Source organism: Vitiosangium sp. GDMCC 1.1324, from assembly GCF_003044305.1.
Taxonomy (GTDB): Bacteria; Myxococcota; Myxococcia; order Myxococcales; family Myxococcaceae; genus Archangium.
The window spans coordinates 435,027-450,047 of the sequence record NZ_PZOX01000006.1 but is presented as its reverse complement, the minus strand read 5'-3'; the positions used below and the strand labels follow the sequence as shown (position 1 = coordinate 450,047).

Below are 15,021 nucleotides of genomic sequence, written 5' to 3'. Positions count from 1 at the left end.
AAGGTGAGAGGGAAAGGCCGGGAGTGAGTCCGGCTCAGGCGGCGTGGGAGGTATGCGCGTCCAAGGCGTCGAACCGGCTCAGGGTGTCAGGCGGAAGCTCATCCAGCGCGGCCACGAGTGGCAGGGAGAAGCGGCGAAAACCCATGTCGTAGATTGGCTCGGCGATGAAGCGCGCGCCCATCTTGTGCGCGAAGAGCGATAGCACCCGGGGCAGTCTCAATCCCTGGAGCCGCCCCTGGTGGGCGCATGCCCGCTCTGGAGGTGAATAGAAGGGCGCGTTTGGACTGACAGGAGGAGTCGACGGCACGCGGGCCTGGACGCGCCAACGCTGGCTCACCAGTCCCTTGTGCGCCGCTACCTGGAACACCAGCTGTGCGTCCTCGGCCGAGTCCGTCTCCGTGTTCGCGGAGGCAATCCAATGTGTCACCCCCCGCCGCCGGCTCTCCTCATAAAGCCCGGCCTGCAACCGCAGGAGCGCCTCGGAGTGGCGCCAGCGTTTGAGGATGCAGAAGCGCGTGCTCTCCGCGAACAGGAGGCCCGGTTCCGCCAGTCCCGACAGGTTCAGTTTCTGGTCGAGCTCGATGCCCAGGCCTCCATCCGTGGTGCGAGCCACCTCGGGGTTGGGCAGCAGCAGACGGGAGGTGGCCACCGGCACGTCATCCGCATAGACGACGAGATGCACGGTGGTCTCCAGCGTATCGAAGCAGTTCACCTCCCGCGGTGCCGGTGGAACGGGTCCTCCGAGCAGCTTCAGCTCCGCTCCGAAGACAGCCCAGCGGACCCGGAGCGCGTCATCGAGCTGACGCTGGGTGGTGGCAACACGGCAACACATGGATGTCATGGATCCCCTCACGTGAAACGAGGCAGACCCGGCGCTTCACCGGGCCTCTGTATTTCGTTCGTTGCCGAAGGCCGGAGTTCGCGGACTGTTTATTTCCATGACGCCGCGGCGGCCTACCACCCGGGAGGTAGAGACTCGCGGCTCGTCCGCTTCCATCCTCTCGCGGGGGCAGGAGGCGCCTGGTCGTCGAACTCCACGAATGGGTGACGAAGAATCATGCGAGACGCAATGAGTCCCACGGCGGACGAGAGAATCCTGGCGAGGAGAGGGATGAGCCCATCAAGGGTGGATGAGGTGACGTTGCATGAGCGGGTCCTCCAGCGAGATCCGGTGGCGCCGGTCGAGGTCTTCCAGACCTACATGCCGTGGCTCCTGAGAGCCCTCAGGAAGACCTGTGAGCGGGAAGATGCCTACGATTCAGCCATCGACGCGGTGTTCGTCTACCTGCAACACCCCGAGCGCTATGACCCGCAGCGCAGCCGTCTGTTCACCTACCTGCGCCAGATCGCTCAGAAGCGAGGGGTGGATCGCCACCGGTCCCATGCGGCGCGCGCCCGGCGCGAGCAGGGTTTCGCGGGCATTGTCGAACTTCAGGCCACGGCTCCGAATGAGGAATTGGAGCGGGGCATGGAGGCCGCACTCGTCCTTGAACGGCTCGAAAAGTACGACATCACGCAAAGAGACCGGGCAGCCCTCCGGCTCATCCTGCAAGGTGAGCGCTCGACCCGGGAGTTGGCGAAGGCACTCGGTCTGGAGTCGTCGTCCGAGGTCGAGATGCGGCGAGAGGTGAAGCGGCACCGGGATCGCCTCATGAAGTTGTTGGAGCGCCTCGGAAAGGAGGATTCCGATGACGAATCCTGAATGGCTGAAGACGGCGGTCCGGCGCAGTGCACACGAGGCCTGGATGCTGGGCCATGTGTTCGAGAAGTACCGTGAGCGCGAAGGCCGGTCCGCTGAAGAGCTCGCGGCGGAGCTGGGCTGCTCGCTGGAGGTACTCCAGTGGTTGTCGCTCTGCCGGCGTCCCGAGGGCGAGAAGTTCACCGAGCATGTGTTCACCATCGCGAAACGTTTCGCATTGGAACCTCTGCGTCTGGTGGCGGTGCTTCGGCGTGTGGAAGTGATGGATGCTTTCGCCGAACGGTCGGAAGGCGGAGAGGGGCCGGCGGATGAGGATTCCCTGCTGCTCGCGGCACGGGATCGCTCCTGCGATGACGAGACGAACTCATGACCGAATGGTGGTTGAAGGAGGCCGTGGCGGCCTGCGGGTTGCCGCTCACGCTCTCTTTTCCCAGGGACCCCAAACAGGCGCTTCTATCGCTTCCCGTCACACTGGAGCGCATGGCGCACCTCAGCTCCGAGGGGGTTCGCGACTGGCTCGTGCGGAAGGGCGTGCACCACAAGGTGACCGATAACCACCGCTCGCTTCATGGGTGCATGGTGGCGTGGCGGGGCGTCGGCGTCATCTTCTATGACACCGAGGACGACTCGGACGAGCAACGCTTCACCCTGGCGCATGAAGTGGCCCACTTCGTGCTCGAGCACCTCCTGCCTCGCTCCCACGCCCTGCATGCCCTGGGGGAGGGGATACGGCCGGTGCTCGATGGCTGGCGAGCCCCCAGGTCCGAGGAGCTCCTATCCTCCGTGCTCGAGGGCGTTCCGCTCGGACTCCAGGTCCGGTTGATGGAGCGCGATCCCTCCGGAATCCGTACTGGGAAGGTGGCGCGCTCCGAGCGGCGCGCGGATCGTCTGGCCCTCGAACTGCTGGCACCGGCAGAGCGTGTCCTCGAGGTGGTGAAGGGCGCGCCGGAGGAGGTCGCGGTGGACCGGGTGGTCGCCCGCTTCGGGCTGCCACGGAAGGAGGCCCGGGAATACGTCCGGATGCTCTCTTTCCGTCATGGCCACTCGCGATTCTCCATCCAGGAGCTTCTTGGGTGCGCCGGAGGTGACCATGTCTGATGACCATCCCCCAGATGACGACGAGCTCGCCGGAGACGACAGGTTCCAGGATGTTTTTGGCGAGGAATTGTCCGCTGCTCTCGATCTCGGCAAATGGGACACCGGGTTCGACTTCGAGCATGTCATGGCTCGCTTCGAGCGGGAGATCGCCAGCGCCATCGACAAGGAAGGGCGCGTCCGGGCCCTGATCCGTGGGGAGATCCTTCCCCTGCTCGGGACGCGCATCGGGACACCTGCCGAGGCGGGTGTCTACCGGACCAATCGCGACGAGATGAGGGCCGTCCAAGAAGGAAAGCTCTTTGCCGGGCGGGTCGAAGCCGTGAGCGGAACCACTGTCTCCCATGACAGTCTGCCCATTGGCATCACCCAGTTCGGGGTCGCGGTCGTGAGCTATGGGGGCACCTCTGGCACGTTCGCTCAGCGGTTCTTCCGCAAGGAGATGTCATCCCGGAATACGGATGCCGTGGCGGAGGCGATGGCGCTCATCGAGATGCGTCAGAACCGGCATGGCGTGGGCCGGGGGGACGGGCCCAGCAGGCTCGCATATCGTTGCATCAGGAGCTACGCGGAGCGGGCCGTCCTCGTGGACAAGGCGGAATCAGAGTGGCGCATCGGTATGGGCCACCCCTGTCCTCACGAGATGCTCTCCGGTTCTGGGTACATGGGCCTGCTGCGCGCTTCGCTCGACGTGCTCCAGCGGCTCATCCAGAGACACAAGAAGTTCGTGTTCGTTCCCGACACGCTCGAGGGGCGGGGTTATCTGACCCTCGGATACGCACTCGCCCCGGGTGAGTATGCCATTCTCAAGACGCTCGAGAGTGACAGTGTCCGCCTCATCCAGGGATGGCAGTACGGAGACGAGGGGCGTGAGGCGGCGCTCGACTTCGTGCGGCGGTGCTGCCCGGATGTCCTCATCGGTCTGTATCGGATCTCCGAGCGGACACCCCCCCGGCTCTTCTATGCGCACCGGGAGCATGTCCATCTCGCGGCACGTGTGGCGATGGCCGACAGCGTTCTCAGGCCCGAGCGGAGCTTCCCGATGCTGCTCGACGTCGCGGATGTGTCGTGCCGCAACGCGTTCGGTGCGGACGGATTCCTGGGTCTGGTTCATGACGCTTATGCCCATGCGGGCGCGAACCTCCAGTTCTTCCAGCAGGGCAAGAAGCGCGGTTAGGAAGGAGGCGTGAGGTATGTCGGACGATGGCAAGATTCCGCCCCCGGGCTCGGGGGAATTCCATGGTGAGAACGGCCGCTCGACCCCGGTCGTGAATGGGAGGGCCGCACAACCTCCAGGCGCGGGTGTTCCTCGCGGCGGGGCCGCGCGTCCGGCTCCTCCGGTGGGGAGTGGAAGGAGCGCACAGCCCCCAGGTCCGGGGGCGTCTCGTGGTGGGGCCGCACGTTCGACTCAGGGGATGAGAGGAGAGGAGCCTCAGTCTCCGGGCGCGGGGGCCCCGCGCGGTGCGCTCACCCGGCCCCTGCCGAAAGAGGATCAGGGGGAGATCAACGAGCTCAAGAACCAGGTGAAGACGGCGGCGCCCGCCGATCCCGAGCTCGACAAGGCGGTGGGGTTCACCCACTTCGACACCCAGGCCAGCAGCGACAACCTCATCACCGTCCTGATGAGCCGGGGCGACCTCCACCGGTTGGCTTCCCAGACGCTCGTGAGGGTGAAGTCGCGGGAAGACGAGCGCTCCTATCTGGGCGTGGTCGTTCGCGGACCCTTCCTCGAGCCCGACGGCGTTCCCGCCAACTCCACCATGGCCGTCGGCGTGGTGACCAAGGGCAAGACGGTGGCGTTCATGTTCGACTACCACGGGCGTGCGGAGGTGGAGATCCTCGGTGAGGAGATCGGCGGGGTCCTGGAGCCACCGCGCTTCCGCCCCCGGCCCCAGAGTCCCGTCTTCCTCCTCAATGAGGAGGAGAGTGCGCGCGTGCTCGGCGTGGGGGGAGAGATGAGCCTCGGGATGGTGGTGGGCTACGAAAAGATGGAAGCCCGCCTCAACCCCCGGGACAAGGCCGTCCTGCCTCGCCACACCGGCATCATCGGAACGACGGGCGGTGGCAAGTCCACCACCGTTGCCACGCTCATCCACCGCGCCCAGGCGGCGGGCATCGCCACCGTCGTCTTCGACGTGGAAGGTGAGTACACGCACGTGGACCAGCCCACGGACCACGCGGCAATGCTCGAGGCGCTCAGGCGCCGCGGCCAGAAGCCGGAGGGGGTGAAGGACCTGCACATCCACCACCTGACGGGCCGCGCGAGCCGCAACCCACGCCACCGGAACCTGCACCGCTTCTCGCTGAACTTCTCGAGCCTCTCGCCCCATGCGATCGCCGAGATCCTCGACATGTCGGATGCGCAGCACGAGCGGTTCCTCAAGGCCTATGACGTCACGAAGCTCTTGCTGGAGGACTTCGGACTCTTCCCGAGGAATGACGAGGAGCGCCGGCAGGTGCTGGACGTCGATGAGCTCTCGACGGGCTATCCGGGGATGACCATCCAGCACGTCCTGGACGTCGTGAGCGCCTACATCTACAGCCTCAGTGACGAGGGGCGGTCCGAGACCCGGAGCAAGCCGAGAGCCTCGTCCCGGAAGCAGGGCAAGCTGCTGGACGGCATCGGTGAGGACGAGGACTCCGGCGAAGATGCTTCCGAGCAGGCTTCTCCGCACGGTCCCGTGCTGTACAGCGAATTCAAGAGCAGCCCCGGCAAGGTGATGGCCCGGGTGAGAGCCCAGAGCAGCAAGCACGAGATCAGCTGGAAGGCGCTGGCCAGCAAGCTCCACAGGCTGCGGCGCCTCAACATCTATGACGTCGGCTCGGTCCCCGGGGTGCATTACGGCTCGATGCTCACCCCCGGGCGGGTGTCCGTCATCGACCTCTCGGACACGGATTCACCCCAGCTCAACAACCTCGTCATCGCCGACATCCTCCGCGGGCTCCAGGAGACCCAGGAGGCGCACTACCAGCGGGCGAACGACCAGGATCAATCCGTCACCCCGGTTCTCATCATCATCGAGGAGGCCCACGAGTTCCTGTCGGCCAGCCGCATAACCCAGATGAAGGTGTTGTTCGAGCAGGTGGCACGGATCGCCAAGCGCGGCCGCAAGCGCTGGTTGGGGCTCGTCTTCGTCACGCAACTGCCGCAGCACCTCCCCAACGAAGTGCTGGGCCTGCTCAACAACTTCATCATCCACAAGATCACGGACAGCTCGGTGATCTCCCGGATGCAACGCACGGTGGGCAGCATCGATGAGAGCCTGTGGAACCGGGTCTCCCGGCTCGCCCCGGGCCAGGCGCTCGTCTCGTTCAGCAACTTCACCCGCCCGTTGATGGTCGCGGTGGACCCCGCGCCCGTGAAGCGACTGCTGGTGGAGTAGCACTCCGGCTCTCTCTCGCCTTCACTCCAGGTCGCAGGGCAATCGGCTCGCCGAGCCCGTGGTGGCACGATTTTTAATGCGGACCAAGTTAGTCCTGTTTAAAGAGCCACCACGCAGAGGTACCCCCTGGTAGAGGGGGCCCCCAAGGCTGGAGAGATTCCGAATGCTCCGGATGAGCAAGATGACCGACTACGGCATCGTGCTGCTGACCGAGCTGGCGCGCGCCGGGAACGAGACGCGCACGGCGAGGGAGTTGGCGGCCGATACCCGTGTGCCCCTGCCCTCGGTGAGCAAGGTGCTCAAGGGGCTCCAGGGCGCTGGCCTGCTGGTGTCCCACCGGGGCGCGAGCGGCGGCTATGGGCTGGCCCGGCCCGCCGAGCACATTCCCCTCACGGAGATCATCACCGCGCTCGAGGGCCCCGTGTCCCTCACCGAGTGCGGTGCGCATGGTGCCCATCCGCCGGCTGGCGCTTGCGAGCTGGAGACGGTGTGTAAGGTGCGAGGCCACTGGCGCGTCATCAACCGCACCATCCAGGACGCGCTCGGGAAGCTGACGCTGGCGGACCTCTGTGCGCCGGTGCCTCGCCTGGTGGGCCTCGGCGTGCCCGCACGTCCGGCCGCTCCAGCCCAGAACTCGAACCCAACCCCGGCCACGGCGGGAGGAATCCACTCATGAGCACGCAGACCATCCAGGAGCTCACGAAGCGCCAGTACGAGGCCGGCTTCGTCACCGCGGTGGAGTCCGAGTCCATCCCCCGTGGGCTCAACGAGGACATCATCCGCATCATCTCCGCCAAGAAGAACGAGCCGGACTTCATGCTCGAGTGGCGGCTGCGCGCCTACCGGCACTGGCTCACCCTGAAGGAGCCGGACTGGCAGAAGGTGTCCTACTCGCGCATCGACTACCAGGACATCATCTATTACTCGGCGCCCAAGCAGAAGCCGAAGCTCGACAGCCTCGACCAGGTGGATCCGGAGATCCTCAAGACGTACGAGAAGCTCGGCATCCCGCTCGAGGAGCAGAAGCGCCTGCAGAACGTGGCGGTGGATGCCGTGTTCGACTCGGTGTCCGTGGCCACCACCTTCAAGGACAAGCTGGCCAAGGCCGGCGTCATCTTCTGCTCCTTCTCCGAGGCCGTGCGCGAGCACCCCGAGCTGGTGAAGAAGTACCTGGGCACGGTGGTGCCGCACTCGGACAACTTCTTCGCGGCGCTCAACTCGGCGGTGTTCAGCGACGGCTCGTTCGTCTACGTGCCCAAGGGCGTGCGCTGCCCCATGGAGCTGTCCACCTACTTCCGCATCAACGCGGAGAACACCGGCCAGTTCGAGCGCACCCTCATCGTCGCGGACGAGGGCGCAACCGTGAGCTACCTCGAGGGCTGCACCGCGCCCATGCGCGACACCAACCAGCTCCACGCCGCCGTGGTGGAGCTCGTGGCGCTGGATGGGGCCAACATCAAGTACTCCACCGTGCAGAACTGGTACCCCGGTGACGAGCAGGGCCGTGGCGGCATCTACAACTTCGTCACCAAGCGCGGCATCGCCCACCACCGCTCCAAGATTTCGTGGACGCAGGTGGAGACGGGCTCGGCCATCACCTGGAAGTACCCGAGCGTCATCCTCAAGGGGGATGACTCGGTGGGCGAGTTCTACTCGGTGGCGCTCGCCAACCACCGGCAGCAGGCGGACACGGGGACGAAGATGATCCACCTGGGCCGCAACTCGAGGAGCACCATCGTCTCCAAGGGGATTTCCGCCGGCCACGGGCAGAACACCTACCGGGGCTTGGTGAAGGTGCTCAAGAGCGCCGAGGGCGCGCGCAACTACACCCAGTGCGACTCACTGCTGCTGGGGAGCAAGTGCGGCGCCCATACGCTGCCGTACATCGAAGTGAAGAACTCCTCCGCGCAGGTGGAGCACGAGGCGTCCACGTCCAAGATTGGCGAGGACCAGCTCTTCTATTGCCAGCAGCGGGGCATCTCGAAGGAAGACGCGGTGTCGATGATTGTGAATGGGTTCTGCCGGCAGGTCTTCAAGGAACTGCCCATGGAGTTCGCCGTGGAGGCGCAGAAGCTGCTCAGCGTGAGTCTGGAAGGGAGCGTGGGATGAAGCCGCTGCTCAGCATCAAGGACCTGCACGTGCGCGTGGCGGGTCGCGAGGTCCTCAAGGGAATCAACCTGGAGCTCATGCCCGGCGAGGTGCACGCCATCATGGGCCCCAACGGCTCGGGGAAGAGCACGCTGTCGCAGGTGCTCTCCGGCCGCGAGACGTACGAGGTGACGAAGGGCGAGGTGCTCTTCGACGGCAAGGACCTGCTGTCCCTGCCGCCGGAGGAGCGCGCCCACGCGGGCGTCTTCATGGCCTTCCAGTACCCGGTGGAGATTCCGGGCGTGGGCAACCTGCACTTCCTGCGCACGGCGCTCAACGCCCGGCGGCGCGCCGCGGGCCAGGAGGAACTGGACGCCATGGACTTCCTCCAGCTCGCGCGGGAGAAGTCCAAGCTGGTGCAGCTCGACCAGGCCTTCATGCAGCGCTCGGTGAACGAGGGCTTCTCCGGCGGCGAGAAGAAGCGCAACGAGATCTTCCAGATGGCGGTGCTGGAGCCGCGGCTGGCCATCCTCGACGAGACGGACTCGGGGTTGGACATCGACGCGCTGCGGATTGTGTCCGGAGGCATCAACGCGCTGCGCTCGCCGGAGCGGAGCATGCTCGTCATCACCCACTACCAGCGGCTGCTGGAGTACGTGGTGCCGGACAAGGTGTCGGTGCTGGCCGGCGGGCTCATCGTCCGCACGGGCGGGCGCGAGCTGGCGCTGGAGCTGGAGAAGAAGGGCTATGCGTGGCTGGGCCAGGGCCAAGCCGCGGGTGGCAAGGAGGCGAGGCCGTGAAGGAGGCGGGGCTGCAGCACTACCTCGACCTGGCCGAGCGCTTCCAGGCGGAGCGGGCGGCGGGTGCTCCCGCGTGGCTGCGCGCGTTGCGGCAGGACGGCATCGCGCAGCTCGCGCGCCAAGGCTTCCCCTCCACGAAGCTCGAGGACTGGAAGTACACGAACGTGGCCCCCATCTCCGATCATGCCTTCTGCCCCGTGCGCACCGTGCACGAGGCGGGGGTGGAGGCGGCGGTGGGACGGCTCGCCCTGCCGGGCACGGGGCCGCGGCTGGTGTTCGTGGACGGCTGGTTCGTCCGGGAGCTGTCCCGGCTGGAGGGCGCTCCCGAGGGCCTCACGGTGCGCAGTCTGCGCGAGGCGTTGCAGGACGGCGAGCCGCTGGAGTCCCTGGTGGGCCGCCGGGCTCGCGCGGAGGCGAGTGCCTTCACCGCGCTCAACGCGGCGCTGCTGGAGGAGGGCGCGCTGGTCCGGGTGGCGCCGGGGACGGTGTGCCACGAGCCCGTGCAGCTCCTCTTCGTGACGCGAGGGGATGGAGAGCTGGCGCTGGCGAGCCCCCGGGTGGTGGTGCAGGCAGGGGAGAACAGCGAGCTCACGTTGGTGGAGAGCTACGTGGGCGCGGCGCCGGGCGTCTCCTTCACCAACGCGGTGACGGAGGTGGTGCTGGGGGATGGGGCTCGGCTCACGCACCTCAAGCTGCAGGCCGAGTCCGAGTCGGCCTTTCACATCGGCGGCCTGCACGTGGAGCAGGGGCGGGACAGCCGCTTCGCCTCGCATCTCATCTCCCTGGGCGGGGCGCTCGCGCGCAACGAGGTGCATGCGCTCTTCTCGGCCGAGGGTGGCGAGGCCACCTTGAACGGGCTGTACGTGGGCCACGGCACGCAGCACCTGGACCAGTGGACGAACCTGGACCACGCGCAGCCTCGCTGCACCAGCCGTGAGCTGTACAAGGGCGTGCTGGACGACAAGGCGCGCGGCACCTTCCACGGCAAGGTGATGGTGCGTCCGGACGCGCAGCAGACGGATGCGCGCCAGGCCAACCGCAACCTCCTCCTGTCGGAGGCGGCGATGGCGGATGCTCGGCCGCAGCTGGAAATCCTCGCGGACGACGTGAAGTGCGCGCACGGCGCGACGGTGGGCCGCCTGGATGAGCAGGCGCTCTTCTATCTCCGGGCGCGCGGCATTCCCCGGGCGGAGGCGGAGTCGCTGCTGACGCACGCCTTCGCCACCGAGGTGGTGGGGGCTGTTCCCCTGGCGACGCTGAGAGAGCAGGTGGAGGAGCTGCTCGCACGCAAGCTCCCCGGAGCGAAGGAGGGACGGGCATGAGCGGAGCACCTTTGGACGTGGCGCGCATCCGCGCGGACTTCCCCATCCTCCACCAGGAGGTGCGGGGCCGGCCGCTGGTGTACCTGGACAGCGCGGCGACGACGCAGAAGCCCCAGGCGGTCATCGACGCGCTGGTGCGCTACTACACGCACGACAACGCCAACGTGCACCGCGGCGTGCACGCGCTCTCCGAGCGGGCCACCCTGGCCTACGAAGGGGCTCGCGAGCGGGTGCGCCGGTTCATCAACGCTCGCGAGACGAAGGAGATCATCTTCGTGCGCGGCTGCACCGAGGCCATCAACCTGGTGGCGTACACCTTCGGGCGCAGCAAGGTGGGCCCGGGTGACGAGGTGCTCATCACCGCCATGGAGCACCACTCGGACATCGTCCCCTGGCAGATGCTCTGCCAGCAGGTGGGCGCCACGTTGAAGGTGGTGCCGGTGGACGAGCGAGGCGACCTGCGGCTGGACCAGCTCGATGTGTTGCTGACCGAGCGCACGCGCCTGCTCGCGGTGACGCACGTGTCCAACGCGCTGGGCACGGTGAACCCGGTGCGCGACATCATCCGGCGGGCCCACGCGCGGGGCGTGCCGGTGCTGGTGGATGGGGCTCAGGCGCCGGCGCACTTCCGGGTGGACGTGCAGGCGCTGGACTGCGACTTCTACGCGCTCTCCGGGCACAAGATGTTCGGCCCCACGGGCATCGGCGTGCTGTATGGCAAGGCCGCCGTTCTGGAGTCGATGCCTCCCTGGCAGGGTGGTGGGGACATGATCCTCTCCGTGACGATGGAGAAGACGGTCTACAACCGCCTGCCGTACCGCCTGGAGGCGGGCACGCCGGACATCTCGGGCGCGATCGGGCTGGCGGCGGCGATGGACTACATCGACTCGGTGGGGCTGGACGCCATCTCCGCGCATGATCAGGCGCTGCTGGAGTACGGGGCGCGGGCGCTGGAGAGCGTGCCGGGCCTGAGACTGATGAGCCAGGCGCGCGAGCGCTCCGGGGTGCTGTCCTTCATCATGGAGGACGTGCACGCACACGACGTGGGCACCATCCTGGACCGCGAGGGCGTGGCCATCCGGGCGGGACACCACTGCGCGCAGCCGCTGCTGTCGTGCTTCGGCGTGGCGGCCACGGTGCGCGCGTCGCTGGCCATGTACAACACGCGCGAGGACATCGACGCGCTGGTGCGCGGGCTCCACAAGGTCCGGGAGGTGTTCGCATGAGCTCCGAGTTGCAGGACCTCTACCAGGAGGTGGTGCTCGAGCACGGCAAGCGTCCGCGCAACTTCCGCGAGGTGGAGGGCGCCAACCGCCGGGCCGAGGGGTACAACCCGCTCTGTGGAGATCAGCTCACGGTGACGCTGCGGATGGACGGCGACGTCATCAAGGACGTGGGCTTCGTGGGGCAGGGGTGTGCCATCTCCCGAGCCTCGGCGTCGCTGATGACGGGGGCGGTGAAGGAGCTGTCCCGGGCCGATGCCGAGCGGCTCTACGAGCTGGTGCACAAGCTGGTGACCGAGGGTCCCCAGGGCATGGACCTGGAGGCGCTGGGGAAGCTGGCGGTGCTGTCCGGAGTGAATGAGTTCCCGTCTCGGGTGAAGTGCGCGAGCCTGGCGTGGCATGCGCTGCGCGCGGCGCTCGACGGCAAGGAGACCTCGGTCTCGACGGAGTAGGGAGGATGTTCGGATGAGAGGCTTGCTGACACCGCTCGCGCGTGATTGCGAAGTGACGATGATTCCCAGCGGCGAGCGGGTGACGGTGCCCGCGGGCACCGAGGTGCGGGTGCTCCAGACGCTCGGCGGCAACGTGACCGTGCAGGGTGATTACGGGCAGCTCATGCGCATCGCCGAGAAGGACACCGATGCGTTGGGCGCCGACTACCTCGCGCAGAACCCGAAGTCCGAGGAGCCCCAGGCGCAGGCCGCCGAGGGCTCGTTCGACGAGGAGCGCATCTGGGAGCAGCTGCGCACGGTGTATGACCCGGAGATTCCGGTGAACATCGTGGAGCTGGGGTTGGTGTACGAGTGCAAGGCCACGCCGCTGCCGGAGGGCGGTCACCGGGTGGAGATTCACATGACGGTGACGGCTCCGGGGTGCGGCATGGGGCCGGTGCTGGTGGATGACGTGCGGCAGAAGGTGCAGGGCGTGCCCGGAGTGACGGAGGCGGACGTGCAGCTCGTATGGGATCCGCCCTGGGACCAGAGCCGCATGTCGGACGTGGCGCGGTTGCAGCTCGGCTGGATGTAGTCTCGGGGTTTTCGGGAGGGGTATGCGCACGCCCATCTGGAGTGGTCTGGTTCTCTGTGCCCTGCTCGGCTGCGCGGGGCCGATGTCCTCGGCCTCCGCCACTTCCAAGGTCCTGCGGATGACGCCGACTCCCGCGCCCGGGGACGAGCTCATCATCAGGAGCCTGGAGCTTCAGGGCGACACGCTGGTGGCGCAGGTGAGGCACTCGGGCGGCTGCCGGGAGCACGTGTACGAGCTGCTCTGGGATGGTGTCTTCCAGACGTTGGCGGCGGGTGACACACAGGCGGAGCTCGTCCTGGCCCACGATGCGAACGGGGATTCATGCGAGGCGCTGCTGTCCCGCACCGCGACGTTCGACCTGGGCCCCCTGAAGCGGCGCTGGCGCGAGCAGAACAAGGGTGAGCACGGCACCATCGAGCTGCGCTTCGCCGGCTCGCAGAGCGCCGTGCGTTACGCGTTCTAGGAGTCTCCCATGAGCGTCCGCGTCGAGAAGAACGGTCCCATCTCCACCGTCATCCTCAGCCGCCCCGAGGTGCGCAATGCCGTGGATGGCGTCACGGCCGAGGCCCTCGCGAGTGCCTTCCGGGAGTTCGACGCCGATGCCGAGGCGAAGGTCGGCGTCTTCTACGGCGAGGGAGGCACCTTCTGCGCGGGAGCGGACCTGAAGGCGGTGGCCGAAGGCCGGCTGCCCCATCTCGCTCCCGAGGGGGATGGGCCCATGGGGCCATCGCGGATGATGCTGAGCAAGCCGGTGATTGCCGCCATCTCGGGCCATGCCGTCGCGGGAGGCCTGGAGCTGGCCCTCTGGTGTGACCTCCGCGTGGCCGAGGAGGATGCCGTGCTGGGCGTGTTCTGCCGCCGCTGGGGCGTGCCGCTCATCGACGGGGGAACGGTGCGGCTGCCCCGGTTGATTGGACTCTCCCGCGCGTTGGACCTCATCCTCACCGGCCGCCCGGTGTCCGCTCAGGAGGCGCTCGGCATGGGGCTCGTCAACCGCGTGGTGCCCCATGGCGGTGCGCGCGAGGCCGCCGAGCAGCTGGCCCGGGAGATCGCCGCCTTCCCGCAGGCCTGCATGAACGCGGATCGGCGCTCGGCGTACGAGCAGGCCGGGCTCCCGCTGGAGGAGGCGCTCCTCCAGGAGTTCAAGGGCGGCATCCAGGTGCTCGAGTCGGAGTCGCTGACCGGAGCGAAGCGCTTCGCGGGCGGCGCGGGCCGGCACGGCAAGTTCGAATAGGGTCAGGCGGACGTGGGCTCGTGCACGTGCGACCTGAAGCGGGCGGCCTGGATGCGGAGCTCCTGCTTCGCCGCATCGCGAAGCCCGAAGATGATGATCCGTTGTCCCGTCTGGGAGGCCTGGACCAGCAGCTCGAACACCGGGGTGTCGGCGGAGGAGAGGGTCTCTCCTCGGAGCACTCCGATGGCGTCTGGATCCCACCGGAGGGCCGCTCGAAGCGTGTCGAGTAGCCCGGCCGCCGGCTCCTTCAGCTGGACGTAGTTCACCTGCTTCAGTGCCTGCTGAACCCGCTCGATAGCGCCTTCCGGCAGGAGGAACAGTCCGTGCCAGTCCTTCACCTGGGGGAAACTGGCGAGCAGCGGATCCGGCGGGAACAGCCCGTCGTGGATGCGCTGGAAGCGCGCGGCGTCGCCTCCATCGCCATCGAAGGAGATCCAGCGCGCGCAGACCTCACCCAGGCGTTTGCGCTCGTCATCGGCCTCGCTCAAGAAGCGGCGCATCTCCTCGTCCGAGACGCCCGCGCGCCACAGTCCCCGGACGACGGCGCCGGTCACGTTCAGGTAGTCGAACGCGTCGAAGTCCTCCATGCGGACGTCGAGGTGAGCGCCGTTCGGGGTGAGTCCTACCGCTACGCTCGGGTAGCGCACCGGCCCCTTCGCCGGCGCCAGCGTCGCGCGTGGTGGCTCCCACCGGGGTGGGGGGAGCGCGAACGGATCCGCATTGGCGTCCCAGTGCGCCGCCACCGCGAAGCCGAACTTCAGCCGCCGCATGGGGCGCTCCCAGAGCAACGTGTCGAGATGGCCCGGTAGGGTGGACTCGGGGTTCCCGGCCCCGTGCTCTTCCACCTGCTGGAAGGCGTGGAACAGGACCGCTGCCATATCGGGGTCGAGCCCGGCGTGCATGCGGGTGAGGGCGGCGAGCACCCGGTGCTCTCCCTTCCGGGCGTAGCCGTTCCCCACCCAGCCGATGATGCCGTTCTGGAAGACCTGGTTGGAGAACCAGGCGTAGAGCAGGCCGACCACACCCGGGCTGACCGCTCCCACCTCCTTCCAGCGGGTGATGTCGTAGCCGACCTTCTGGAGTGCGTCGGCGGTGGCCTGAGACAGGTCGTCGACGTCGTCTTCGGTCATGAGCGGGTCGGACACGTGGGC

At 67.5% G+C, this 15,021-nt stretch carries 16 protein-coding genes; 14 read left to right on the top strand and 2 right to left on the bottom strand.

Going from position 1 to position 15,021, the window contains the following annotated elements; translation table 11 throughout:
• Positions 1–34: 34 nt before the first annotated feature.
• Positions 35–841, bottom strand: coding sequence for a GNAT family N-acyltransferase (locus DAT35_RS20725; RefSeq protein ID WP_108068785.1), 807 nt, complete (start codon positions 839–841; stop codon positions 35–37).
• 270 nt (positions 842–1,111) lie between these two features.
• Between DAT35_RS20725 and DAT35_RS20720 the strand changes: the two genes are divergently transcribed.
• The 14 genes from DAT35_RS20720 to DAT35_RS20655 all read left to right on the top strand — a co-directional run bounded on the left by DAT35_RS20720 (position 1,112) and on the right by DAT35_RS20655 (position 13,870).
• Entirely contained in the window at positions 1,112–1,702 is a 591-nt protein-coding gene (locus DAT35_RS20720; RefSeq protein WP_158501804.1) for an RNA polymerase sigma factor, read from the top strand.
• Positions 1,689–2,069 (top strand): hypothetical protein, encoded by a 381-nt coding sequence (locus tag DAT35_RS20715; protein WP_108068783.1) that lies wholly within the window; start codon positions 1,689–1,691, stop codon positions 2,067–2,069. Before DAT35_RS20720 ends, DAT35_RS20715 begins: the two co-directional genes overlap by 14 nt.
• On the top strand, positions 2,066–2,797 hold the full coding sequence (locus DAT35_RS20710) for an ImmA/IrrE family metallo-endopeptidase (protein WP_108068782.1): 732 nt from the start codon (positions 2,066–2,068) through the stop codon (positions 2,795–2,797). The genes DAT35_RS20715 and DAT35_RS20710 overlap by 4 nt, the downstream gene beginning before the upstream one ends.
• Complete coding sequence (locus DAT35_RS20705) at positions 2,790–3,971, top strand: hypothetical protein (RefSeq protein WP_108068781.1); 1,182 nt, start codon at positions 2,790–2,792, stop codon at positions 3,969–3,971. Before DAT35_RS20710 ends, DAT35_RS20705 begins: the two co-directional genes overlap by 8 nt.
• Before the next feature lie 16 nt (positions 3,972–3,987).
• On the top strand, positions 3,988–6,177 hold the full coding sequence (locus tag DAT35_RS20700; RefSeq protein ID WP_369945923.1) for a helicase HerA-like domain-containing protein: 2,190 nt from the start codon (positions 3,988–3,990) through the stop codon (positions 6,175–6,177).
• A 163-nt stretch (positions 6,178–6,340) separates the two neighbouring features.
• On the top strand, positions 6,341–6,853 hold the full coding sequence (locus DAT35_RS20695) for an SUF system Fe-S cluster assembly regulator (protein ID WP_108068779.1): 513 nt from the start codon (positions 6,341–6,343) through the stop codon (positions 6,851–6,853).
• Positions 6,850–8,286 carry a Fe-S cluster assembly protein SufB gene (sufB, locus tag DAT35_RS20690; RefSeq protein WP_108068778.1) on the top strand — a complete coding sequence of 479 codons (1,437 nt, stop codon included), beginning with the start codon at positions 6,850–6,852 and terminating at the stop codon, positions 8,284–8,286. Before DAT35_RS20695 ends, sufB begins: the two co-directional genes overlap by 4 nt.
• Positions 8,283–9,065: a Fe-S cluster assembly ATPase SufC gene (sufC, locus tag DAT35_RS20685; RefSeq protein WP_108068777.1), complete on the top strand. Its 783-nt coding sequence runs from the start codon at positions 8,283–8,285 to the stop codon at positions 9,063–9,065. Before sufB ends, sufC begins: the two co-directional genes overlap by 4 nt.
• Positions 9,062–10,387 carry a Fe-S cluster assembly protein SufD gene (gene sufD / locus DAT35_RS20680; RefSeq protein WP_108068776.1) on the top strand — a complete coding sequence of 442 codons (1,326 nt, stop codon included), beginning with the start codon at positions 9,062–9,064 and terminating at the stop codon, positions 10,385–10,387. Before sufC ends, sufD begins: the two co-directional genes overlap by 4 nt.
• Complete coding sequence (locus tag DAT35_RS20675) at positions 10,384–11,613, top strand: cysteine desulfurase (RefSeq protein WP_108068775.1); 1,230 nt, start codon at positions 10,384–10,386, stop codon at positions 11,611–11,613. The genes sufD and DAT35_RS20675 overlap by 4 nt, the downstream gene beginning before the upstream one ends.
• Entirely contained in the window at positions 11,610–12,062 is a 453-nt protein-coding gene (sufU, locus tag DAT35_RS20670; RefSeq protein ID WP_108068774.1) for a Fe-S cluster assembly sulfur transfer protein SufU, read from the top strand. Before DAT35_RS20675 ends, sufU begins: the two co-directional genes overlap by 4 nt.
• Positions 12,063–12,075: 13 nt before the next feature.
• Positions 12,076–12,636 (top strand): putative Fe-S cluster assembly protein SufT, encoded by a 561-nt coding sequence (sufT, locus tag DAT35_RS20665; RefSeq protein WP_108068773.1) that lies wholly within the window; start codon positions 12,076–12,078, stop codon positions 12,634–12,636.
• A 22-nt stretch (positions 12,637–12,658) separates the two neighbouring features.
• Complete coding sequence (locus DAT35_RS20660; RefSeq protein WP_108068772.1) at positions 12,659–13,099, top strand: hypothetical protein; 441 nt, start codon at positions 12,659–12,661, stop codon at positions 13,097–13,099.
• 9 nt (positions 13,100–13,108) lie between these two features.
• Positions 13,109–13,870: a crotonase/enoyl-CoA hydratase family protein gene (locus DAT35_RS20655; RefSeq protein WP_108068771.1), complete on the top strand. Its 762-nt coding sequence runs from the start codon at positions 13,109–13,111 to the stop codon at positions 13,868–13,870.
• A gap of 2 nt (positions 13,871–13,872) precedes the next feature.
• On the opposite strand, the gene DAT35_RS20650 is transcribed toward DAT35_RS20655, so the two are convergent.
• Positions 13,873–15,015: a hypothetical protein gene (locus tag DAT35_RS20650; RefSeq protein WP_108068770.1), complete on the bottom strand. Its 1,143-nt coding sequence runs from the start codon at positions 15,013–15,015 to the stop codon at positions 13,873–13,875.
• Positions 15,016–15,021 lie beyond the last annotated feature (6 nt).